Source organism: Microbacterium sp. LWO13-1.2, assembly GCF_038397725.1.
In the GTDB taxonomy this organism is placed as follows: Bacteria; Actinomycetota; Actinomycetes; order Actinomycetales; family Microbacteriaceae; genus Microbacterium.
Map to the genome: position 1 here is coordinate 1,375,234 of NZ_CP151634.1, position 21,521 is coordinate 1,396,754.

19 protein-coding genes and 1 riboswitch are annotated in these 21,521 nt (G+C 68.4%); of the genes, 11 read left to right on the forward strand and 8 right to left on the reverse strand.

Annotated elements, in window-relative coordinates:
* Positions 1-99 precede the first annotated feature (99 nt).
* Together MRBLWO13_RS06615 and MRBLWO13_RS06620 are read left to right on the forward strand one after the other, a co-directional pair.
* The gene (locus MRBLWO13_RS06615) at positions 100-1,422 is read left to right on the forward strand and encodes a glutamate-1-semialdehyde 2,1-aminomutase (protein WP_341977206.1); all 1,323 of its coding nucleotides are present in this window, start codon (positions 100-102) and stop codon (positions 1,420-1,422) included.
* Between the two features lie 375 nt (positions 1,423-1,797).
* Positions 1,798-2,247 carry a hypothetical protein gene (locus MRBLWO13_RS06620; protein WP_341977207.1) on the forward strand — a complete coding sequence of 150 codons (450 nt, stop codon included), beginning with the start codon at positions 1,798-1,800 and terminating at the stop codon, positions 2,245-2,247.
* Positions 2,248-2,323: 76 nt separating this feature from the next.
* Here MRBLWO13_RS06620 and MRBLWO13_RS06625 read toward each other — a convergent pair whose 3' ends face one another.
* Entirely contained in the window at positions 2,324-4,654 is a 2,331-nt protein-coding gene (locus tag MRBLWO13_RS06625) for an ATP-binding cassette domain-containing protein (RefSeq protein ID WP_341977209.1), read from the reverse strand.
* A gap of 112 nt (positions 4,655-4,766) precedes the next feature.
* On the opposite strand from MRBLWO13_RS06625, the gene MRBLWO13_RS06630 reads away from it, so the two are divergent.
* From MRBLWO13_RS06630 to MRBLWO13_RS06640, 3 genes are all read left to right on the forward strand, one after another.
* Positions 4,767-5,828, forward strand: a complete 1,062-nt coding sequence (locus MRBLWO13_RS06630; RefSeq protein WP_341977211.1) for an enoyl-CoA hydratase/isomerase family protein — start codon at positions 4,767-4,769, stop codon at positions 5,826-5,828.
* Between the two features lie 342 nt (positions 5,829-6,170).
* Positions 6,171-7,898 carry an ABC transporter ATP-binding protein gene (locus tag MRBLWO13_RS06635; protein WP_341977213.1) on the forward strand — a complete coding sequence of 576 codons (1,728 nt, stop codon included), beginning with the start codon at positions 6,171-6,173 and terminating at the stop codon, positions 7,896-7,898.
* On the forward strand, positions 7,895-10,135 hold the full coding sequence (locus MRBLWO13_RS06640; RefSeq protein ID WP_341977215.1) for an ABC transporter ATP-binding protein: 2,241 nt from the start codon (positions 7,895-7,897) through the stop codon (positions 10,133-10,135). The genes MRBLWO13_RS06635 and MRBLWO13_RS06640 overlap by 4 nt, the downstream gene beginning before the upstream one ends.
* Before the next feature lie 293 nt (positions 10,136-10,428).
* Here the strand turns inward: MRBLWO13_RS06640 and MRBLWO13_RS06645 are convergent, their stop codons facing one another.
* Positions 10,429-11,988: a D-alanyl-D-alanine carboxypeptidase gene (locus MRBLWO13_RS06645; RefSeq protein ID WP_341977217.1), complete on the reverse strand. Its 1,560-nt coding sequence runs from the start codon at positions 11,986-11,988 to the stop codon at positions 10,429-10,431.
* 114 nt (positions 11,989-12,102) lie between these two features.
* Positions 12,103-12,213: riboswitch (TPP riboswitch) on the forward strand.
* Here MRBLWO13_RS06645 and MRBLWO13_RS06650 point away from each other — a divergent pair.
* The 3 genes from MRBLWO13_RS06650 to MRBLWO13_RS06660 all read left to right on the forward strand — a co-directional run bounded on the left by MRBLWO13_RS06650 (position 12,204) and on the right by MRBLWO13_RS06660 (position 15,090).
* A complete protein-coding gene (locus tag MRBLWO13_RS06650; RefSeq protein WP_341977219.1) occupies positions 12,204-12,848 on the forward strand; it encodes an ECF transporter S component in 645 nt (214 codons plus the stop codon). It overlaps the preceding riboswitch by 10 nt.
* A complete protein-coding gene (locus MRBLWO13_RS06655) occupies positions 12,848-14,305 on the forward strand; it encodes an ABC transporter ATP-binding protein (RefSeq protein WP_341977221.1) in 1,458 nt (485 codons plus the stop codon). Before MRBLWO13_RS06650 ends, MRBLWO13_RS06655 begins: the two co-directional genes overlap by 1 nt.
* Positions 14,302-15,090, forward strand: coding sequence for an energy-coupling factor transporter transmembrane component T (locus MRBLWO13_RS06660; protein ID WP_341977223.1), 789 nt, complete (start codon positions 14,302-14,304; stop codon positions 15,088-15,090). The genes MRBLWO13_RS06655 and MRBLWO13_RS06660 overlap by 4 nt, the downstream gene beginning before the upstream one ends.
* Positions 15,091-15,158: 68 nt before the next feature.
* Here the strand turns inward: MRBLWO13_RS06660 and MRBLWO13_RS06665 are convergent, their stop codons facing one another.
* Positions 15,159-15,509, reverse strand: coding sequence for a DUF4190 domain-containing protein (locus MRBLWO13_RS06665; protein WP_341977225.1), 351 nt, complete (start codon positions 15,507-15,509; stop codon positions 15,159-15,161).
* Complete coding sequence (locus MRBLWO13_RS06670; RefSeq protein WP_341977227.1) at positions 15,506-15,859, reverse strand: hypothetical protein; 354 nt, start codon at positions 15,857-15,859, stop codon at positions 15,506-15,508. The genes MRBLWO13_RS06665 and MRBLWO13_RS06670 overlap by 4 nt, the downstream gene beginning before the upstream one ends.
* Positions 15,860-16,215: 356 nt before the next feature.
* Here MRBLWO13_RS06670 and MRBLWO13_RS06675 point away from each other — a divergent pair, with 356 nt between their 5' ends.
* Entirely contained in the window at positions 16,216-16,464 is a 249-nt protein-coding gene (locus MRBLWO13_RS06675; protein WP_341977229.1) for a hypothetical protein, read from the forward strand.
* An 11-nt stretch (positions 16,465-16,475) separates the two neighbouring features.
* Here MRBLWO13_RS06675 and MRBLWO13_RS06680 read toward each other — a convergent pair whose 3' ends face one another.
* A complete protein-coding gene (locus MRBLWO13_RS06680) occupies positions 16,476-17,249 on the reverse strand; it encodes an SDR family oxidoreductase (RefSeq protein WP_341977231.1) in 774 nt (257 codons plus the stop codon).
* 50 nt (positions 17,250-17,299) lie between these two features.
* Positions 17,300-18,025: an aminoglycoside 3'-phosphotransferase gene (locus tag MRBLWO13_RS06685; protein WP_341977233.1), complete on the reverse strand. Its 726-nt coding sequence runs from the start codon at positions 18,023-18,025 to the stop codon at positions 17,300-17,302.
* Positions 18,026-18,370: 345 nt separating this feature from the next.
* On the opposite strand from MRBLWO13_RS06685, the gene MRBLWO13_RS06690 reads away from it, so the two are divergent.
* Together MRBLWO13_RS06690 and MRBLWO13_RS06695 are read left to right on the forward strand one after the other, a co-directional pair.
* Positions 18,371-19,129 (forward strand): SDR family NAD(P)-dependent oxidoreductase, encoded by a 759-nt coding sequence (locus MRBLWO13_RS06690; protein ID WP_341977235.1) that lies wholly within the window; start codon positions 18,371-18,373, stop codon positions 19,127-19,129.
* An 87-nt stretch (positions 19,130-19,216) separates the two neighbouring features.
* On the forward strand, positions 19,217-20,050 hold the full coding sequence (locus tag MRBLWO13_RS06695) for an NAD(P)-dependent oxidoreductase (RefSeq protein WP_341977237.1): 834 nt from the start codon (positions 19,217-19,219) through the stop codon (positions 20,048-20,050).
* A gap of 25 nt (positions 20,051-20,075) precedes the next feature.
* Here MRBLWO13_RS06695 and MRBLWO13_RS06700 read toward each other — a convergent pair whose 3' ends face one another.
* Both MRBLWO13_RS06700 and MRBLWO13_RS06705 read right to left on the reverse strand, forming a co-directional pair.
* Positions 20,076-20,816 (reverse strand): sulfite exporter TauE/SafE family protein, encoded by a 741-nt coding sequence (locus MRBLWO13_RS06700; RefSeq protein ID WP_341977239.1) that lies wholly within the window; start codon positions 20,814-20,816, stop codon positions 20,076-20,078.
* Positions 20,813-21,517 (reverse strand): ankyrin repeat domain-containing protein, encoded by a 705-nt coding sequence (locus MRBLWO13_RS06705; protein WP_341977241.1) that lies wholly within the window; start codon positions 21,515-21,517, stop codon positions 20,813-20,815. Before MRBLWO13_RS06705 ends, MRBLWO13_RS06700 begins: the two co-directional genes overlap by 4 nt.
* Positions 21,518-21,521 lie beyond the last annotated feature (4 nt).

Genomic DNA, 21,521 nt, shown 5'->3' on the forward strand with positions numbered 1-21,521 from the left:
TGCGGGGCCCCGGTCGTTGAGTGACACTTCGACTCGCTTCGCTCGCTCAGCACAGGTCTCGCGAGACGAAACGCGGCACACGAACATGAGGAAAATCAAATGACCGACCGCAATGACGACCTGTTCTCCGCTGCCCGCGCTGTGATCCCCGGCGGTGTGAACTCGCCGGTTCGCGCGTACGGCTCGGTCGGCGGTACGCCGCGGTTCCTCGCCTCGGCGCGCGGGGCGACGGTGACGGATGCCGCGGGCAACGAGTACGTCGACCTCGTCGCGTCCTGGGGGCCGGCGCTCCTCGGCCACGCACATCCCGAGGTCGTCGCCGCCGTTCAGGATGCTGCGACGCGCGGTCTCTCCTTCGGCGCGCCGACCGAGGGCGAGGTCGAACTCGCCGAGCTGATCGCCGGGCGCGTGCGGGTGGGCGATACCCGGCCCGTGGAGCGGGTGCGTCTCGTGTCGACCGGCACCGAAGCGACGATGACCGCGATCCGCCTGGCGCGCGGCGCCACCGGTCGCGATCTGCTGGTGAAGTTCGCTGGGCACTATCACGGCCACTCCGACGGGTTGCTCGCCGAGGCGGGTTCGGGCGTCGCGACGCTGGCGCTCCCGGGGTCGGCCGGTGTTCCCGCGCCGATCGCCGCGCAGACGCTTGTCATCTCCTATAACGACCCCGCTGCTCTTGAGGCTGTGTTCGCCGAGCATGGGCCGCGGATCGCCGCCGTGATCGTCGAGGCGTCTGCCGCGAACATGGGCGTCGTCGCTCCGCTTCCCGGGTTCAACCGGCTCATCGCCGATACCGTGCACGCACACGGAGCCCTGATGATCCTCGACGAGGTGCTCACCGGGTTCCGGGTGCACCCGGCGGGATTCTGGGGACTGCAGGTCGAGGGCGGCGAAGAGTTCGTCCCCGACATCATCACGTTCGGCAAGGTCGTCGGCGGCGGGATGCCGTTGGCCGCCCTCGGCGGCCGGGCGGAGATTATGGATCTGCTCGCCCCTCTTGGCCCGGTGTATCAGGCAGGCACGCTCTCCGGGAACCCGCTGTCGGTCGCCGCGGGGCTTGCGACGCTGCGGCTCGCGACTCCCGAGGTGTACGCGACGGTGGACGCCGCGGCCGCGCGCGTGGCGACGGCACTGGATGCCGCCTTGACCGACGCCGGTGTGACGCACGCCGTCGCGAACGCGGGAAGCCTGTTCAACGCCGCGTTCCGGGCATCCGCGCCACGCGATTACGCCGAGGCGCAGGCGCAGGAGTCGTTCCGCTACGCGCCGTTCTTCCACGCGATGCGCGAGCAGGGGGTGGCGCTGCCCCCGAGCGTCTTCGAAGCCTGGTTCCTGACGGCCGCGCATGGCGACGAGGAGCTCCAGCGGATCGAGGCCGCGCTTCCGATCGCGGCGGCCGCTGCGGCATCCGCCACGCGCTGAGACGAAAGCACCCCTGCGGCGATGCCGCAGGGGTGCTTTCGTGCAACAGCGGATCAGCCGCCGAGGCCGCCCAGCAGGGCGAGGAGCGTGTTGAGGAGAGAGGTGATGAGGCCGAGTACAGCGTCCATTTTTCATTCCTTCTTCTGGGGTGGGCCGAAGCCCGTTGGGGATAGCGTCCGGAGGACGCGACTCCACTTTGACCGTTTGGTATACCAGAGTGCAAGAGTGACGTTCGGCCAAAACGAAGAGGACTTTCGTCTAGGCGGCGTCTCCGACCGCCTCCACGCGAGGATGGGTCAATCCGACAACCGGATCGTTGCCTTCCTGTGAACAAGTTGCAGCCAACTCGCGGGAAGGCGCTGGCAGACTGGACTCATGGTGACGTTGCTGCTGGATTCGACGCAACTGGAAGTTGTGCTCTCGCCGATCGAGCGTGCCGCGACCTTCCACAAGAAGAGTCTCCTCATTGCGCGGGACACCATCACCAAGGTGCAGCTCACCGATGACGCCTGGACATGGTTGCGTGGCGTGCCCAACCCCGGGACGCACATCCCCGGTGTTCTCGCGGCCGGAAGCTGGAAAACCGCCGGCGCTGTCGACTTCGTTCTCATCCGCCGACGTCGACCGAGCGTCGTGATCGATCTCGAGGGCGATGAGCAGTACGGCAGGCTCATCCTCACGACGAGCCACGGACTCGCGCTGACCCAGGCGCTCCGACTGGATGTCTCGTCCGAACCTGCCGACGTCGAAGAGATCGTCTTGACCGCGCCCACGCCGACCAGCTCGGGTCGCCGGCGTCCGGTCATCCGCCCCCGGCCCGCCTGAGCGGCACCACCCCTGACAGAAACGCCCTCCGGCACCCGAAAGGTGCGGAGGGCGTTGTCACGTGACGTGAGGGCGCTCAGCCGTGGTGGTGGTGCTCGTCCCCATGGTGGTCGTGGTTCTGCTCGTGCTCGTGGCCATGCTCGCTGTGATGCTCGTCGCCCTGCTGAGCCGCGTCTGCGTCGTGATCGTTGTCGCCGGACTCGTTCGCGTCGTCTGCGGTCGGTTCGGCTTCCTGATCGGTCGACGACGAGGGCTCGTCGCCGGACGGCTCGCCCTCTGCTCTCGCGAGGGGAACCGTGTCGATGACGCCGGTCGGGGCGACCGCCCAGTGCGCGCCGTCATCCTCGGATGAACCGTCATCGACGGATTCGTCCTCGGAGCTCGCGATCGCCTGATTCAGCGGGTAGTCCTTCGGCTCGTCTTCGAAGTACGCCCGTGCGGCTGCGGCGAGCATCGAGGACACGGCGGCGGAGCGCGGGTCGTCATCGTCGTGCTCTTCGGAGGTCGCTTCGTGGTCATCGCCGAGCGCCGCGAAGATCTCGATGCCCTCGTGCTCGTGCTCGTCGTCGTCGCTGTCGGCGGCGTCGCCCTCGGCAGCGACGACGTCACCCTCGGTCTCGACGTCGCTCTCGGAGATCGTCTCCGAGGCCGGCGCGGCGCCTGCATCCTGGCTCGCGGCGTCTTCCTGTGCCGACTCTGCGTCGCCGTCCGCGGCAGTATCGGTCGCTTCGGGGGTCGACTCATCGGACTCGATGACCGGAGAGAAGGCGGCCGTTGCCGCAGTCGCGGAGACCGGAGCCGCACCGAACAGGATGTCGTCGAAAGAGGGCTTCGGCGTCGAGGCTTCCTCGTCGTCCGACGCGTCGGTCTCAGTCCATCCGGCGACGCCGCCCTCGGCGGCAGCGGTCACAGGCTCGCCGTCGGACGCGACGGGCTCAGCGGCGGGTGCCGCGTGCCAATCGATGCCCGTCCCCGTCGCGGGCTCGGGCTCGGTCGCGTCGGAGTCGTCGGAGTCATCGGTCGCGTCGGAGTCCGCGTCGGTCGAAGCAACGTGCGCGTCGTCCTCGACCTCGGCTTCATCCGGACCGGCCTCGAACTCGACCTCGTCGGAAGCGAGGTCCTCAGAAGGGACATCAACCGGGGTGACAGCATCCCCGAACAGCCCGAGCGGGCCTTCCGGAGCCTCAGCGGCCGCGGTGTCCTCGGGTGCGGAGACTGGTGCGGGGTCGGCAGGGGCCTCATCCGCGACGGTCGCCCGGAACAAGCCGGCAGCGCCGGCAGTGACCACTCCGGCCGCGACCGGTGACGGCACCGGGGCGGAATCAGCGGCGGGCTCGGCGTCGGCAGCATCGGCCTCGTCAGCGTCAGCGTCAGCGTCAGTGTCGGCATCCGCGTCGACCGCGTCCGAACCCGGCTCCGCGCTCGCGGGACCGGCGACGGGCGCGACCGGCACCGTGCCGTTGCGCTCCTGATCGACCAGCTGCGAGGCCACCGCCTCGGCGCGCGGCTCGAGAGTGCCGCCGCGAACCAGGTCGATGAAGACGTCTTCGAGGGTCGGGCCGCGCTGCACGAGCGTGCTCAGCGCGATGCCGGCGGATGCGGCGACAGCGCCGACGGTGGCGGCGTCGCCGCCGCGTACGGTCAGGCCGGAACGGAGCACCTCCACGTCGAATCCGGCGGCAGAGAGCGCCGTGGTCAGGGCTGCGCGGTCATCGGCATCCACGACGACCGACCCGGCGGCCGGATCTGCGAGCTTCTCGATGCCGCTCGCCAGAACCAGCTGGCCCTTCGAGAGCACGAGTACGTTGTCGGCGACCTGCTCGACCTCGCTGAGCACATGCGAGGAGACCAGCACGGTGCGGCCCTCGTCGGCGAGGCGGCGCATCAGCAGGCGCATCCAGCGGATTCCCTCGGGGTCGAGTCCGTTCGCGGGCTCATCGAAGACGAGCGCTCCCGGGTCGCCGAGCAGAGCGGTCGCGACGTTCAGGCGCTGCCGCATGCCGAGCGAGTAGCCGCCGAGGCGGGTTTCGCCCTCGCCAGCGAGCCCGACCATCGTGAGCACCTCGTCGATGCGGGACAGCGGGATGCCGTTCGCCTTGGCGGCGATCGTGAGCTGGCGGTTCGCCGTGCGGCGCGGACGATACGGAGTCTCCTCCAGGACCGCGCCGATCGTGCGCAGCGGCTGGCGCAGTTCGGCGTAGGAGACCCCGCCGATCGTCGCGGTTCCGGAGGTCGCCCGCAGCTGACCCAGCAGGATCCGCAGCGTGGTCGTCTTCCCGGCGCCGTTCGGGCCGAGGAACGCGGTGACGACACCGGGCTCGACACGCGCGGAGAAGTCGGAGACCGCCGTCACATCATTGAAGCGCTTCGTCACGCGCGTGAACTCGAGCACCTGTCCTTCGGGCATCCGCGACCTCTCCTTGCGTGAGCAGTTCCTCCCTATCCTGCCGGAAAATGCCGTCATTCCCTGCATTTTGCGCGCGAACCGACGGCCCTGCGATCGGAGTAGCCTGGCACGCGTGACCGAATCCGCAGCCGCACCCCGTGTCCTCGCCCGCACGGAAGGAGCACTCGGACGCCTCACTCTCAACCGCCCCGAGGCGATCAACGCGCTCGATCTCGGCATGATCGACCTCCTCGCCGACGCGCTGAACGCCTGGCGCGACGACACCGACGTGCAGATCGTCCTCATCGACGGGGCGGGTGAGCGCGGCCTGTGCGCAGGGGGCGATGTGCGCACCCTGCACGCGCAGATCGTGGCGGGGCACCCAGAGCGCACCGCGGAGTTCTTCCGCTCCGAGTACGCCCTCAACGCGCTGATCGCGGAGTACCCGAAACCGGTGGTCGCCGTGGCCGACGGCGTCACCATGGGCGGCGGGATCGGCCTCGCCGGGCACGCCGCCATCCGCATCGTCACCGAGCGGTCGAAGCTGGCGATGCCGGAGACGCGGATCGGCTTCACACCGGACGTCGGCGGCACATGGCTGCTCGGCAGGGCGCCGGGGCGATTCGGCGAGTACTTCGGACTCACCGGCAGCACCATGACCGGTGCGGACGCCATCTATCTGGGGTTCGCCGACCACTACGTGCCGACGGAGAACCTCGACGCGCTCCGTGAGGCGCTGGCGTATCGCGCCGATCCGACCGGTCCGAGCGAGATCGTCCTGCTGTTCGACGAGACGCCGGAACCTTCGACGCTTCCCGCCGACCGCGAGTGGATCGACGAGGCGTTCTCGGCGCCGACCGTCGCCGACATCATCGAGCGGCTGCGCGCACAGGGGACTCCGGATGCTGCGGCCATCGCCGACCTTCTCGAGGATCTCTCACCGACCGCACTCACGGTGACCCTCGAAGCCGTACGGGAGGCGCGCGAACTGCCGGGCCTTCGCGCGGCACTCGAGGGGGAGTACCGCCGTGTGCTCTGGTTCGCCGAGCATCACCCCGACCTCGTCGAGGGCATCCGTGCGCAGCTGGTCGACAAGGACCGCAACCCGCGCTGGCAGCCCGCGTCGATCGCCGAGCTCGAAGCGGATGCCGGCGCCGGCGCCCGCGCCCACGTTCCGGCGCAGCCGCTGTTCTGACCCCGGTCACTGCCTGCGCGGCCCGCCGCCTCGATCGGGCGTACAACTTGCATGACCACAGTGTCGAAACGGCGGCGGATCCGGCTGTTCGGCCCTGCAACCGTGCTTCGGTCATGCAAGTGGAACGCGGTTGGTGATCGGGAGCGGATGCCGCGGCATCCGCTTCTTCGTCTCGGTGCAGAAAATGAGCACCGGTCAGGGATTCGTTCGCTGTCAGCGAAGGTCCGCCTTAAGGGGGATACGAATGTCCGACCTTCGTGGCAATCTTTGTTGTGGCCGATTGTCGGTCGGCATCCGCCTGCCGAGAAATCCGCCGTTCAACCCTCTCAAGGAAGTCCGCCTGTGCTGGGAAAACTCCTCGTCCGCTATCTCTCTCGATATCGATGGCTGCTGCTCGGCGTGCTGGTGTTCCAGTTCCTCAGCGCCCTCGCAGCCCTGTACCTCCCGCGTCTGAATGCCGACATCATCGACAAGGGCGTGGCACAGGCCGACACCGGCTACATCTGGCGCACCGGCCTGTTCATGCTGGCCGTGTCGTTCGGCCAGATCGTCGCATCCGTCATCGCAACCTACTTCGCCGCGCGTGCCGCCATGGGCGCCGGCCGTGACATCCGCGCCGACGTCTTCGCCAAGGTGAGCGGCTTCTCCGAGCGCGAGGTCTCGCAGTTCGGCGCCGGCTCCCTGATCACCCGCAACACGAACGACGTGCAGCAGGTGCAGATGCTCGCCATGATGGGCGCGACGATGTTCGTGACCGCACCGCTGCTCGCGATCGGCGGCATCATCATGGCCGTCACGACGAACGTCGGCCTGAGCTGGCTGATCGCGGTGTCGGTGCCGGTGCTGCTCATCGTCGCCGTGCTCATCATCAGCCGCATGGTGCCGCTGTTCCGCAGCATGCAGACGAAGATCGACACGATCAACCGGATCATGCGCGAGCAGCTGACCGGCGTCCGCGTCGTGCGTGCGTTCGTGCGCGAGGGCATCGAGGAAGAGCGCTTCCGTGGAGCGAACACCGACATCATGGTGGTCGGCCGCAAGATCGGCTCGCTCTTCGTTCTGCTGTTCCCGCTGTTCATGCTGATCCTCAACGTCACCGTCGTCGCGGTGATCTGGTTCGGTGGCATCGAGGTCAATGAGGGCACCGTCGAGGTCGGCACCCTGTTCGCCTTCATGCAGTACATCGGTCAGATCATGATGGGCGTCATCATGTCGAGCTTCATGGCGATGATGATCCCGCGTGCGGCAGTCTCCGCCGAGCGCGTCGGCGAGGTCCTCGACGCTGAGGCGGGCATGAGCCGCCCCGAGAACGGCGTCGTCGACTTCCCGACACCGGGCTCGGTGGCCCTCGACAACGTCGAATTCACCTACCCCGGAGCCGAGTCGCCGGTGCTGAGTGGCATCAGCTTCGCCGCGGAACCGGGTGAGACCGTCGCCATCGTCGGCTCCACCGGTGCCGGCAAGACGACGCTCATCTCGCTCATCCCCCGCCTGTTCGACGTGACCGGCGGTGCCGCGTTCGTCGGCGGCACGGACGTGCGCGAGGCCGACGTCGAAGCCCTCTGGAAGAGCATCGGCCTGGTACCGCAGCGTCCCTTCCTGTTCACCGGCACTGTGGCATCCAACCTCCGCTACGGCCGGGAGGAGGCGACGGACGAAGATCTCTGGCACGCGCTCGAGATCGCGCAGGGGCGCGACTTCGTCGAGGAGATGCCGGATGGTCTGGAGTCACGCATCTCCCAGGGTGGCACGAACGTCTCGGGCGGACAGCGCCAGCGCCTGGCGATCGCACGCGCGATCGTGCACCAGCCGCAGATCCTCGTTTTCGACGACTCGTTCTCGGCGCTCGACCTCACCACGGATGCGCGCCTGAGGCAGGCGCTGTGGCGAGAGCTGCCGCATGTCACCAAAATCGTCGTCGCCCAGCGCGTGTCGACGATCACGGATGCTGATCGCATCGTCGTCCTTGAAGGAGGAACAATGGTCGGTGTCGGCACCCACGAGGAGCTGCTCGAGACCAGCGAGACCTACCGTGAGATCGTCGAGTCGCAGCTGGGGGTGGACGCATGAGCGAGCAGAAGCCGAAGAACCGCCGCGAGCGCACAGCGGCCGCCGGGGCCGTCGCTACCGTCGAACCGGAACTCACCGACGAGGAGAAGTACGAGGCAGAGCTCGCTGAGCAAGCCCGTCAGAACTCGGGCGACTGGGACAGCGTGGCGCCGGGCAAGGCCGACAACTTCGGCAAGAGCTTCGGGCGGATGATCGGGCTGCTGAAGCCCTCCGCCGTCTGGTTCGTGTTCGTGTCGATCCTCGGCGCCATCGGCGTCGTGCTCACAGTGGCCGCGCCCAAGGTGCTCGGCGAAGCGACGAACCTCGTCTACGCCGGGTTCATGTCGAACCAGCTGGCACAGCCGCAGGGCGACTTCCCCGGGTTCCCGGTCGGAACCCCGAAGGACGAGGTCGTCGAGCAACTGCGCCAGTTCGGACAGACCGACTTCGCCAACCAAGTAGCGGCACTGCGGGACTTCACCGTCGGCGCCGGCATCGACTTCGAGGCGATGCGCTGGATCATCACGGCGGTACTGGCGATCTACGTCGTCGCGGCGCTGCTGAGCTGGATCCAGGGCTACGTCATCAACGTCATCATGGTGCGCACCATGTGGCGCCTGCGTGAAGAGGTCGAGGCGAAGATCAACCGTCTGCCACTGTCGTACTTCGACAAGGTGCAGCGCGGCGAGCTGATCTCGCGCGTCACGAACGACATCGACAACATCACCCAGACGATGCAGCAGTCGCTCTCCGGAGCGCTCACCTCGGTGCTCACCGTCATCGGCGTGCTGGTGATGATGTTCTCCATTTCGTGGCAGCTCGCGCTCGTCGCCCTGATCGCGCTGCCGCTGATGGGCGTGATCTTCGGTGTCATCGGCCCGCGTTCGCAGAAGGCCTTCGGCACCCAATGGCGCAAGGTCGGCCGCCTGAACGCGCGCGTCGAAGAGGCCTTCTCCGGTCACGCGCTGGTCAAGGTCTTCGGTCGCGAGCAGGACGCCCTGGACAAGTTCCAGGTCGAGAACGAAGAGTTGTACCAGGCCGCGTTCAAGGCGCAGTTCCTCTCCGGCATCATCATGCCAGCGATGACCTTCGTCGGCAGTCTCAGCTACGCCGCACTCGCCGTGCTCGGCGGCCTCATGGTGGCCAACGGCCAGCTGCGGCTCGGTGACGTGCAGGCGTTCATCCAGTACTCGCAGCAGTTCTCCCAGCCGCTGGCGGAGCTCGGCGGTATGGCCGCGGTCGTGCAGTCGGGTACCGCATCCGCAGAGCGTGTGTTCGAGCTGCTCGACGAGGATGAGCAGGAGCCGGATGCCGATGACGCACCGGAGCTCGTCGACGGCAAGGGCGTCATCGAGTTCGAGAACGTCCAGTTCTCGTACACGCCGGAGCGTCCGCTGATCAAGGACCTCTCGTTCCGGGTGAAGCCGGGGCAGACGGTGGCGATCGTCGGACCGACGGGTGCCGGCAAGACGACGCTGGTCAACCTGATCATGCGCTTCTACGAGCTCAGCGGCGGCCGGATCACCTTGGACGGGCAGGACATCGCGGAGATCACGCGCGACGACCTGCGCTCCCGCACCGGTATGGTCCTGCAGGACCCGTGGCTCTTCGCGGGCAGCATCCGCGAGAACATCCGCTACGGGCGTTCGACGGCCACCGACGAAGAGGTGCTCGCCGCAGCGAAGGCGACGTATGTCGATCGCTTCGTGCACGCCCTGCCCGAGGGCTACGACACCGTGCTCGACGAGGACGCCTCCAACGTCTCGGCGGGTGAGCGTCAGCTCATCACCATCGCGAGGGCGTTCGTCGCTCAGCCGTCGATCCTCATCCTCGATGAGGCGACCTCGGCGGTCGACACGCGCACCGAGTTGCTGCTGCAGCACGCGATGGCGGCGCTTCGCGAAGGACGCACCTCGTTCGTCATCGCGCACCGCCTGTCCACCATCCGCGACGCCGACCTCATCCTGGTGATGGAGCACGGCGACATCGTGGAGAAGGGCACGCACGACGAGCTCATCGCTGCGCAGGGGGCCTACTGGCGCCTGTACCAGTCGCAGTTCGAGCAGGCTGCGACCGACATCGACGCTGAGGAAGCCCTCACCGCGTCGACTCCGGTCGTCGTCACGGGTGACGCTGAGGAAGTAGAAGCAGAAGCTGCGCGGATCGGCGCCTCGGTCGGCGTCGGGATGCCGGCGGCCGAGGTTGCAGCCGCAGAGGCGATCCTCGAAAGCCCGGAGGCTCCTGACCGCAAGGCCTGACCTCCATCACGCAGACGCCCCACTCCGCATCGCGCGGGGTGGGGCGTCTCGCGTTGTGCGGGTCCCCTGGGGTGTTGGGCGGCTGCCTCGTGCAGCTCCCTCAGGTGGCGCCTCGTTCGTGTGACACCTCGGGCCGGTATTCGGGTGTCATGGCGACCCGAGGTGCCAGATGAAGGGGCGCCAGTATGGGTGGCCCTGGTTCGTGTGGCACGTCGGGTCGGTACTCGGGCGTCATGGCGACCCGAGGTGTCAGATGAGAGGGCAGGGGAAGCGGATGCTGCAGGCGAGACCGGTCAGCGCTGAGCGGACTCGGCGATCCCGAACAGTTCGAGAGGGTGCGTCAGTCGCCACCACGGGCTCGGACCCGCGAGTTCATCGGCGAGGGTGAGCTTCGTCTCGGCGGTATTCAGCGGGCCGGTCGCCGTGAGCGTTCCGACCACGTCGCCGGCCGCCTGGGTGTCGCCCAGGTCGAGCTCGGGGGTCACTTCTGCGGTGCCCGCGTTCCAGAGGATGACGGCGGCATCGGCATCCGTCACGATCTTCGCCGACTCGCCCCACACCGTCTGCACTTCGCCGACGACAGTGCCCGCGGGCACCGTCGGCTTCTGCGTCTGCAGAGCTGCTTCGGCTTCGGCGAAGAGCGTGCGGGTCACGGCGAGGCGTTCGTCGTCGCCGTTCTGACCGAGGACGGCGGCGTAGAGCCGGACGGTGATGTCTCCGACCGGCACGTCCTTCGCCGTGAGGAGGTTGTAATACTCGAGGGTGCCTGTCTTGATGCCGACGACGCCCGCATCGGCGAGCATCCCGTTGCCGTTGGTCACCACGCCGACACCCGGAATATCGACCGACTTCGTGCCGACGATGCTCGCGAACACCGGGTTCTCCATGGCGAGCTGCGCGAGCTTGACCAGCGCCTCCGGCGTCGCGGTGTTGCCCTCATCGAAGCCAGAAGGCGTCACCACGGTGATGCCTTCGAGTCCGCGTTCGCGCAGCCACACCTCGGCGGCATCGGCGAAGGCGCGTTCCGAGCCCCAGATCTCGTCGGACAGCCGGTCGATGTAGTTGTTGGCAGAACCCAGCAGAATGCCCTGCAGCATCTGGAACTCCGTCAACGTGCCACCGACGGGAACATCCAGTGAGGACTGATCCGCGATCCGGTAATCCCAGTAGTCTTCGCTGTCCTGGAGAGTGAACGAGTACTCCGGGCCCTGCTCGCCGACGGCGAGCGGGAGCCTGTCCAGCACCATCAGGGTGCTGACGACCTTCGTGATGCTGGCGATGCCCGCTTCGTCCAGAGCGGAGGCGACCGCGCCGACGCCCTCGACGCCGACGGCCGCGCTGCCCTGCGTCGGCCAGGTGAGCGATGCGGGCGGTGCGGATGCCGCTTCGAACTCGACTGCCTGCACTGTCGGCGCGATCTCGTGCAGGGGCCACAGCAACGTCGTTCCGGCATAGGCGGTGACGAGCCCTGCGAGGATCCCGAGCGGCACCAGCGTCTGCGGCTGGGCGAAACCGCTGCGCAGTCGGGCACCTTTCAAAAGGCTCGCGCCGTTCGCCGTTGCGATCGGGCCGTCGAGCGTCCCTGGCCGCGTCTCGTTCGCGATCGTCGCCGGATCGACCCAGGTCAGCGCGGTCGCGCCGCGTCCGGCATCGGCCCAGCGAGCGGGGGCGGTGGATTCGACTGCTCCGGATCCGGTAGTCGCAGCGACATCCGGCAGCGCGGGATCCGGCAATCCAGCATCGGACAGTGCGGGCTCAGACAGTGCGGGCTCGGCCACCGCCGCGTCATCGATCGACGCGCGTGCGGCCGCCGCATCCGATCCCGTATCCGGGCGCGCGTCACGAAGGGTCACCTGCACACGCTACCGAATCATTCAAGGAATTCGCGGCGTATCCCGCCTCCGCGCCTGTGAAAGTCGTCCGCCGCGAGAGGGGAATCGGGCGGGCAGCGGCGAGAGTAAGATCGACAGCACAACCACGGGAGTCCGGCGAGCCGGGCTGAGAGGGAGCGATCGCGCTTCGACCGTCGAACCTGATCTGGGTCATGCCAGCGCAGGGAGGAGTTCAGATGAGTACATCCACGCCCACATCGGTGGCCACGTCCGAGGCAAAGGGCCTGCGTCGTCCTGAGATCTGGCGCTGGCGCATCGTCGACATCGTCGTCGCCAGTGTCATCGGCGTCGCCGCCGGCCTGATCTTCCTGGCCTGGAACGTCGGTTATCTCGGCCCTGCAGCGTTGCTCGAACCGCTGCTTCCCGGTGTGCAGGGCCTGCTCGACGGGCCGTGGCTGTTCGCCGGTGTGCTCGGGGGCCTGATCATCCGCAAGGCGGGCGCTGCGATCTACACCGAGGTGCTCGCTGCGGTCGTGTCCGCACTCGTCGGCAACCAGTGGGGCGGGTTCCTCACGATCGAGGCCGGACTCGTGCAGGGGCTGGGCGCCGAACTCATCTTCCTGCTCTTCTTCTACAAGCGCTGGTCGTTGCCGGTCGCGGCGCTCGCCGGTGCCGGTGCGGCTCTTGCGGGAGGCATCAACAACCTGATCCTCTGGTACGCGGGATCCGGCCCGACCTTCACCGTCGTCTACCTGATCAGCGCCGTGATCTCGGGCGCCGTCATCGCCGGCATCCTGTCCTGGGTGCTGGCGCGAGGCATCGCCGCCACCGGAGCCCTCGACAGATTCGGTTCCGGGCGCGAGGCGCGCGTCCGGGTCTGATGAGCGCGAGTACCACCGGCCCCGCCGCCGTCGAGGCGCGCGGCTGGGGCTGGCGGCACGCGAGCCGTCTCGCCTGGGCGCTGGAGGAGATCTCCTTCCGCATCGACCCGGGGGAGCGGGTGCTCGTGCTCGGAGCATCGGGGTCGGGGAAATCGACCCTGATGCACGGACTCGCCGGCGTCCTCGGCGGCGACGAAGAGGGCGAGAGCACCGGTGAACTGCTCGTCGACGGGGCGCCGGCGTCGGCCACGAGAGGCCGCAGCGGCCTGGTGCTGCAAGACCCGGATTCGCAGGTCATCCTCGCGCGGGTGGGCGACGATGTCGCCTTCGGATGCGAGAACCTCGGTGTGCCGCGGCCGGAGATCTGGTCGCGCGTCGGCGCCGCACTGGACGCGGTCGGCCTCGACGTGCCCCTCGACCGGCAGACGAAGGCGCTCTCCGGCGGGCAGAAGCAACGCCTCGCGCTCGCCGGCATCCTCGCGATGCAACCGGGGCTCGTGCTTCTCGATGAGCCGACGGCGAACCTCGATCCGCAGGGCGTCATCGAGGTGCGCGACGCGGTCGAGCGGATGCTGCAGGCGCAGCCGGCCACGCTGATCGTCGTCGAGCATCGCCTCGACGTCTGGCTGCCGCTGATCACCCGGGTCATCGTGATCGGCCAGGGAGGCGTCGTGGCTGACGGCTCGCCGGACCGCGTGCTCGGCGTCGAGGGCGCTCGGCTCGCAGCCGACGGCGTCTGGGTGCCAGGATTCGCCCCCGTACCGCCGCCGCCCCCGCGCCGCGGACCTGGGGAACCGCTGCTATCGGCCCGAGACCTTGCGGTCGCACGGGTGAAGGGCAGACCGGTCGCCTCGGGCATCGACCTCGACGTGCGCGCCGGGGAGGTGCTGGCCATCACCGGGCCGAACGGTGCCGGAAAGTCGACGCTCGGGCTCACGCTCGCTGGACTCCTGCCGCCGGCCGCCGGCCGGCTCACGGCATCCGTCGCCCTGGCCTCCGACATCGGCGAGGAACCCATCCACTGGGCATCGCGCGACCTGCTGACGCGTATCGGCATGGTCTTCCAGGAGCCTGAGCATCAGCTGCTCGCCAAGACCGTACGCGACGAGCTCGCCGTCGGACCGCGCGCGCTCGGCATGGCGGAGGACGAGATCGCGGAACGCAGCGACGAACTGCTCACGCGGCTGCGGCTCGACCGCCTCGCGCTGGCAAATCCGTACACGCTCTCCGGCGGGGAGAAGCGACGGCTGACGGTCGCGGCGGCTTTGGCGACCCGACCGCGCGTGCTCGTCCTCGACGAGCCCACCTTCGGGCAGGATGCCCGCACCTGGGCGGAACTCGTCGCCATGCTCGCCGCCCTTCGCGACGACGGGACGGCGATCGTGACGATCACCCATGACGTCGATGTCGCGAGGGCGCTGCACGCCGAGCGCTTCGAACTGGGCGGTGCGGGATGACGGTCCTCGACTCGCATGCGCGCACGGGTGGGCTCGCGCAGATCAACCCGGTCGCCAAACTCGGCGTGAGCGCACTGATCGCGATCCCGCTGATCCTCACGCTCGATCCCGTATCGGCATCGACGGCCCTCGTCCTGGAGTGCGTGCTGTTCCTCTTCACGGGGATCGGCTGGCGCGAGTTCTGGGTGCGCACCTGGCCGGTGTGGCTCGCGGCTCCGCTCACCGGGCTCACGATCGTCCTCTACGGCGAGACGAGCGGCACGGTCTACGTCGACTGGTTCGTGCTGCGCATCAGTGACGGCTCCCTCGCCTTGGCGCTGGCGACGATGCTGCGGGTGCTCGCGATCGCTCTGCCGTCGGTCGTGTTGTTCATCACGGTCGATCCGACCGACCTCGCCGATGGGCTGGCGCAGATCGTCCGCCTGCCCGCGCGTTTCGTGCTCGGCGCACTGGCGGGGCTGCGTATGGTCGGGCTCTTCATCGACGATTGGCGTGCGCTCGAGCTCGCCCGCCGGGCGCGCGGCGTCGCCGACCGAGGCAGGATCCGCCGCTTCTTCGGCATGGCGTTCGCGCTCCTGGTGCTGTCGATCCGCCGGGGAGCGAAACTCGCGACGGCGATGGAAGCGCGCGGATTCGGCGCACCGGTGGCCCGCACGTGGGCGCGCGAATCGCGCTTCGGCTGGCGGGAATGGATGCTGCTGGCAGTCGGTGCCGCGATCTCCGCGCTCGCGATCGCCGCGGCCGTCGTCACCGGCGCCTGGAACTTCATCCTCGGGCCGAGCTGACGCGAGCCACATCGGCTCCGATTCGGGAACATGTTCCCGAATCGCTCTGAGGGACCTGCGTCAGATCGTCAGATCCACTGGTGCAGCACCAGAACGCCGATGAGGATGCACGTCAGTGCGAGTCCGACCCAGCCGAGCACGACTCCCGCGTCGGCGAGTCGGCGCCCGCCCTGGCGGCGCGCGGTGATCTGGCGACGAGAGGCATATCCGGCCGCGATTGCGACCAGCGGACCGAGAACGGGCACGAGGAAGACGACCCCGGCGAGGCCGCTGATCAACGCCACGATGGCGAGTGTGTTCGTCTGAGCCGGCACGACCGTCTGCGAAGCGATATGGGTCGAGCGAGCCGGTTGCGGCCGGGGCGCACGTTCTTCGCCCCGGCGGCGGGCGGTATCTGCCCCCATGCGCGGGCCGGTCATCGTTCGAGCACGGGGCGCGGCTGCGCGCCGTGCAGGGAGGACGCGGCGAGCGTCGGATTGGTTGCCGGTGCCGTTCTCCTCGCGGATCGCCAGGCGGCTCCGACCCCCACGGCGAGCAGCAGTGCGAGGCCGGAGGCGAGTGGCGTCATCCCGTCACCGGAGTGCCACAGCGCAAGGCTGAGGATGCCTCCCGTCAGCCAGATGGCCGCTGCACCGCCCGCGAGCCCGGCTGCGTCGAATGCGATCGCCACGCTTAGCGCCACCGCACCGAGGACAGCCGTCCAGACTCCGATCTGGCCGATCGCGGTGAGCAGTTCGGATACGACGGGGGCGATGGGAAGGGGTGCCATGGTTCTCGGATTCTCGGGGTGTAGTAGACGGTTCTCCATATGAGGAGAGTCCGCCACGGCGATTCCATTACGCGGAACTCCGACGCCATCGGGCACCGGAGATGGAGTGTCGCGTAATGGAATCGGCAGCCGGCCATCTCTATAGATGGGTGACGGTTGCCCCTGCAGCCGCGCCCGTGGTGAGTGATCTGGGGTCGCTCACTCTCCTCGCCGACGCTCCCACGCCGGGGAGGATCCGGGTCTCGGCCCGGCAGGGGAGGACGGGTGGCTACCTCCTCCCCTGTTCCTGATCCATGCGTGGGCTCATCCACGCATGGCGAGACCGTCGACAGAGCCAGAGCGAGGAAGGCGAGAACATGGTGAACCAGATCGTGATCCATGTGCATGCGCTGGAGCGCTTTCGCCGCCGCAACGGAAAATCGGTGACTCAGGTCCTCGGCGAGGTGGGGATGACCGCCGCGGATCTGAACGCAGGCGTCCGTGGCGGAGGCTTCACGCTGGCTGATCTGGCACGCCTCGCCGAGGCACTCGACACCACTCCGCGCGACCTCGCAACCGCCAGCACCGTGCTCACGGCGGCGGAGAACCTTCGGCAGGCGCCCTGAGAGCCGCGAGGCTAGTGGAACGGTCCCCGAGACGACACCCCGCCGTCGATGACGATCTGCTGTCCGGTCATGTAGCGGGATTCCGATGAGCAGAGGTAGGCCACGGCCGCTGCCACCTCATCGGGGGTTCCGGTGCGACCCATCGGTATCTCATCGATCCAATCGGCGGTGTCGCTGTTCGCCACGGGTGTGCTGATCGCGCCGCCGGCGACGACGTTCATCCGGATGCCGTCGGCCGAGTACTCGGCACCCACGGTTCGCGCCAGGCTGGCGAGTCCGGCCTTCATCACTCCGTAGGCGCCTTGACCCGGCGCGCCCATGAAGCCGGTGACCGACCCGACGCTGACGATCACCCCGTGTTTCTGAGCAAGGAAGTGCGGCAGGACGAGTCGGATGAGGCGGGCGACGTAGCGCAGGTTGATCTCGTACATCGTGTCCCAGTCCTCGTCGCGCATCTCGTGCAGGCGCGCTGATGGCACGAAAGCGACCTGTCCGCCGACGACGGTGACCACGGCGTCGATTCCTCCGAAGGCCGCGACGGTCTCGGCGACGAGCTGGGTCAACTGTGCTGCGTCGCGGACGTCGACGGGAAAGCCTGCAGCCGTGCCCCCGGCCGCGGCGACTTCCGCAGCCGCGTCCGATACGCGCGTGGAGTCGATGTCGGCGATCGCCAGGCGCGCGCCGAGACTCGCGAGATGCCTCGTGATCGCAGACCCGATACCGCCACCGCCTCCGCCGACGATGAGGATGCGCATACCGGCGAGGGATCTGGACGGCGGGGTCATCGCGTCATTCTAAGCGTCTCGCTCCTCAGGTTCGGAGCCCGAGGGGCGGCTCAGGTCGCATTCCACAGGTCGCGGTAGTACGCGAGTCGTTCGCGGTCGGGTTCGACGCCGTAGGCCTCGATGAGCGCGTCTTCCCATCCGGGGCCGCAGTTCCACTCGGTGCTCATCGAGGCGACCGCGATGTCGGCCCAGCGGTCGGCGGTGCCGAGGGCCGCGAGGTCGACGTGCGCGGTCCAGCGGCCGTCGGCGGCGAGCAGGGTGTTCGGCATGCACGCGTCCCCGTGGGCGACGACCAGTCGATCGATCTCCGGCGCATCGCGGAAGGCATCGGCAATCTCGATACCGCGCCGCTCGGCGTTCGCGATTCGAGTCGGCACGCTCCATTCCCATGGGCAGTCCGCCACGGGCAGCGCGTCGTGCATCGCGCGCAGCGCCTCGCCGACCGCGCGCACGGCGGTTCCGGGATCCTCAGCCCACCTCGGCTCGACGGCGCTGTGGCCGTCGAGCGCGATCGTGACGAGCCACTCGTGCTCGGCATCCTGCCCTTGCTCGAGCACCTCCGGAACCGTGATCCAACGCCGCGCCCACCGCATCCGCTCGGCTTCATCGTGCATGTTCGCTTCGGGATCCGACGGTCCCCACTTGATGAACCGGCCGTCGTCGGTGCGGAAGGTCAGGCCGCCGATGCCGTTCCGCCACACCGGAGTGAGCGCAGCACCGCGCGCCAGAACAGCGACCTGCACGGGGATCGCAACAGGTTCGGCGGGGATCGACATCCCTCCATCCTGCCGTTCCCGCCTCGGGTCACGGCCGGATACGGTTCACAACTCAGGAGAATCGGCACGGGTCGAAGGCTGGGACGCCGGAAAGTCGGGGCTGAACGTCGAGATCCGCGCCAAGAGCCGAAGAGCTTCCTGAGTTGTGAACCGCGAACGCCCGCGCTCGCGCCGGCAGCACGTTCCGCTGCGTCGTCGGCAGTGGCGGTGTCGTAGGCTCGTTTCCGACGCAGATCCATGCTCTCAGCCCACACTCTTCGCGGGGTGGCAACAAGATCTCGTGGTGACACCAAGAACCACGTAAGCTGAGACTCAGTCGCACAACGACGTTCGAAGGAGAACACAATGCAGATCACCGGACAGGGTGCGCTGGTCACCGGCGGAGCCTCAGGGCTCGGCCTCGCGACAGCCCGACGGCTCGCCGCCGCCGGCGCCCACGTCACGATCGTCGACCTCGCCTCCTCCCATGGGGCCGAGCTCGCCGCCGAGATCGGTGGAGCATTCGCCCCGGCCGACGTCACCAGCGTCGAAGAGGTGCAAGCCGCCGTCGCCACGGCGCAGGCAGCGGCCCCGCTGCGCATCGTCGTCAACTGCGCCGGAATCGCGCCGCCGGCGAAGGTGCTCGATCGCGAAGGCAACCCTGCCGTCCTCGGAGATTTCGAGCGCATCATCCGCATCAACCTGATCGGCACGTTCAACGTCATCTCGCAGGCATCCGCCGTCATCGCGAAGAACGAACTCATCGACGGCGACCGCGGAGTGATCGTGAGCACCGCATCCGTCGCCGCATTCGACGGCCAGATCGGCCAGCCGGCGTACTCGGCGTCGAAGGGCGGCGTGCACGCGATGACGCTGCCGATCGCCCGCGAACTCGCTCGCTACGGCATCCGCGTCTGCACCATCGCGCCAGGCATCATGGAGACCCCGATGCTGATGGGTCTGCCGCAGGCGGCCCAGGACTCTCTCGGCCAGCAGGTGCCGCATCCGTCCCGTCTCGGCCGGCCCGATGAGTACGCGGCGCTCGTGCAGCACATCGTCGAGAACAGCTACCTCAACGGTGAGACGATCCGCCTCGACGGCGCGATCCGCATGGCACCGAAGTAATCCGCTCCCGTCGCAGAAGAGCACGGAAAGATCCACCGATACCGGGCTCCTCTGCGACGGGAACGACCGGTTGGACGAAGGAGAGACATGAGCACACTGGCTGGAAAGACGATTCTGATGTCCGGCGGCAGCCGCGGGATCGGGTTGGCGATCGCACTGCGCGCAGCGCGTGACGGCGCGAACATCGCCATGCTCGCGAAGACCGACACTCCGCACCCGAAGCTCGAGGGCACGGTCCACTCCGCCGCAGAGCAGATCCGCGCGGCCGGCGGCAACGCGCTGCCGATCGTCGGCGACGTGCGCGATGACGATGACATCACCGAGGCCGTGCTGAAGACGCAGGGCGAGTTCGGCGGCATCGACATCGTCATCAACAACGCCAGTGTCATCGACCTGTCGCGCTCGCTGGAACTCGGCGCGAAGAAGTACGACCTGATGCAGGACGTCAACGTCCGTGGCACGTTCATGCTCTCGCGCGCCGCGGTGCCGATCCTCAAGGATGCTGCGAACCCGCACATCCTCTCGCTGTCACCGCCGCTGAACCCGTCGCCGAAGTGGCTCGGCGCGCACACCGGCTACACGCTCGCGAAGTTCGGCATGACGATGGTGACGCTCGGGCTCGCGGCCGAGTTCGCTCGCGACGGCATCGCCGCGAACACGCTGTGGCCGCGCACCACGATCGCGACCGCGGCGGTGCAGAACCTCCTCGGCGGCGACAAGGTCATGGCGGCGAGCCGCACGGCGGACATCTATGCGGATGCCGCCTACGCGGTGCTCCTCAAGCCCGCGCGCGAGTACACAGGTCAGACCCTGATCGTGGAAGACGTGCTCGAGGCGGACGGCGTGACGGACTTCTCGAAGTACGCGGCGATTCCCGGCACTCCCGACAACGCGCTGTTCCCGGACATCTTCCTCGACTGAGGCGCGGTCGTCCGGGAGTCTTCGCTCAGATCAGCAGGTACACCGCGCCGACGACCGTCAGCGCGATGACGATCCTGTCGAACAACTGCTGGGGGATGCGGCGCGCGATGCGCAGCCCCACAAGGGCGCTGATCACGACGAGTGGAGCGAGCACCAGATCCATCAGCAGCACCTGAGTGTCGATCAGTCCGAGGCCGGCGAGAAACGGCACCTTCACCAGGTTGATGATCGCGAAGAACCACGCCGAGGTGCCGAGGAACACCTGCACCGGTGTGCGCGTCGCGAGGAAGTACATCGCCATCACCGGTCCGCCCGCGTTGGCGACCATCGTGGTGAAGCCGCCGAGGGTGCCGTAGGTGGTGGACAGCAGGACTCCGGATGCCACGGCATCCGCCGTCGACTGCCGATGTCGGCGCCAGAGCGTCACCGCGATCATCAGCAGCAGGATGCCGCCGACCGCCCGCCGCACGATGGCGTCGTCGGCGAACGCGAGGAACGCGAAACCGACCAGGAGGCCGGCGATCACCGCGGGAGCCAGACGGATCAGCGTCGGCCAGTGCGCGTGCCGCCGGTAGGCGATGAGCGCGAACACGTCGCCGACCATGAAGAGCAGCAGCATCGCCGCGGTCGAGGTGTGTGCGGGCAGCACCGCAGTGAACAGCACGACGGCGAGGGTCGAGCCGCCGGGGATCGCCGACTTCGAGATTCCGGTGATGACCGCGGCGAGTCCGAGTGCCGCCCATGCCCACGCGCTGAGTTCGATCACCGATCGAGCTCAGCGATGATGGCGTCGTACCCTCGGGAAGCGGCGAGCTGGCGGGGGAGCACGCCATCGCCGTCAGGGATCGTGATGTCCGCACCGCCGTCGATGAGAGCACGCACCACCTGCACGTAGCGCTCCGAGCCGTCGCCGAGCACGATCGCCTCGTGCAGAGCGGTCCAGTGCAGGTTGTTGATGTGGTTAGGATCGACGCCCGCGTCGAGCAGCATCCGCACGGTGCTGAGCAGGCCGCGCTCCGATGCCGGGATCAGCGCGGTGCCGCCGTACCGGTTGGTGCTCTTCAGATCGGCGCCGTTGTCGAGGGTGAGACGCAGGATCTCGTCGTGACCGCGAGCGCCCGCGTAGAGGTAGGCAGAGTCTTGGATGTCGTCCTTGGCGTTGACGTCGGCGCCGGCCTCGATCAGCGCCCGCGCCGCGTCGACGTGGTTCGCCTTGGTGGCCGCGACTAGCGCCGTCATTCCGCCGTCGCCACGCGCGTCGATGTCGGCACCGGCATCGAGCGCATTGCGAACAGCGCCGGCGTCGCCCTGGGCGGCTGCGGCGAGCAGGTCACGGGTGGCGTGCGACATGGCGGACTCCTCGGTGGATGAACCGGCGGATGCTGTGGGCTCGAGCGCGGTACACGCCGACAGCGCCGGCGCGCTCGCCGCGATCGCTGCCGCGAAGAGCGCCGGTCCTGTGCGCATTCCG

What these genes read in the sequence shown, in the direction of transcription:
- MRBLWO13_RS06615 (WP_341977206.1), top strand. Translation starts at nt 100, where the DNA reads ATGACCGACCGCAATGACGACCTGTTCTCCGCTGCCCGCGCTGTGATC.
- MRBLWO13_RS06660 (WP_341977223.1), top strand. Translation starts at nt 14,302, where the DNA reads ATGACGGTCCTCGACTCGCATGCGCGCACGGGTGGGCTCGCGCAGATC.
- MRBLWO13_RS06695 (WP_341977237.1), top strand. Translation starts at nt 19,217, where the DNA reads ATGAGCACACTGGCTGGAAAGACGATTCTGATGTCCGGCGGCAGCCGC.
- MRBLWO13_RS06640 (WP_341977215.1), top strand. Translation starts at nt 7,895, where the DNA reads ATGAGCGAGCAGAAGCCGAAGAACCGCCGCGAGCGCACAGCGGCCGCC.
- MRBLWO13_RS06685 (WP_341977233.1), bottom strand. Translation starts at nt 18,025, where the DNA reads ATGTCGATCCCCGCCGAACCTGTTGCGATCCCCGTGCAGGTCGCTGTT.
- MRBLWO13_RS06650 (WP_341977219.1), top strand. Translation starts at nt 12,204, where the DNA reads ATGAGTACATCCACGCCCACATCGGTGGCCACGTCCGAGGCAAAGGGC.
- MRBLWO13_RS06680 (WP_341977231.1), bottom strand. Translation starts at nt 17,249, where the DNA reads ATGACCCCGCCGTCCAGATCCCTCGCCGGTATGCGCATCCTCATCGTC.
- MRBLWO13_RS06625 (WP_341977209.1), bottom strand. Translation starts at nt 4,654, where the DNA reads ATGCCCGAAGGACAGGTGCTCGAGTTCACGCGCGTGACGAAGCGCTTC.
- MRBLWO13_RS06705 (WP_341977241.1), bottom strand. Translation starts at nt 21,517, where the DNA reads ATGCGCACAGGACCGGCGCTCTTCGCGGCAGCGATCGCGGCGAGCGCG.
- MRBLWO13_RS06665 (WP_341977225.1), bottom strand. Translation starts at nt 15,509, where the DNA reads ATGACCGGCCCGCGCATGGGGGCAGATACCGCCCGCCGCCGGGGCGAA.
- MRBLWO13_RS06655 (WP_341977221.1), top strand. Translation starts at nt 12,848, where the DNA reads ATGAGCGCGAGTACCACCGGCCCCGCCGCCGTCGAGGCGCGCGGCTGG.
- MRBLWO13_RS06690 (WP_341977235.1), top strand. Translation starts at nt 18,371, where the DNA reads ATGCAGATCACCGGACAGGGTGCGCTGGTCACCGGCGGAGCCTCAGGG.
- MRBLWO13_RS06620 (WP_341977207.1), top strand. Translation starts at nt 1,798, where the DNA reads ATGGTGACGTTGCTGCTGGATTCGACGCAACTGGAAGTTGTGCTCTCG.
- MRBLWO13_RS06675 (WP_341977229.1), top strand. Translation starts at nt 16,216, where the DNA reads ATGGTGAACCAGATCGTGATCCATGTGCATGCGCTGGAGCGCTTTCGC.
- MRBLWO13_RS06670 (WP_341977227.1), bottom strand. Translation starts at nt 15,859, where the DNA reads ATGGCACCCCTTCCCATCGCCCCCGTCGTATCCGAACTGCTCACCGCG.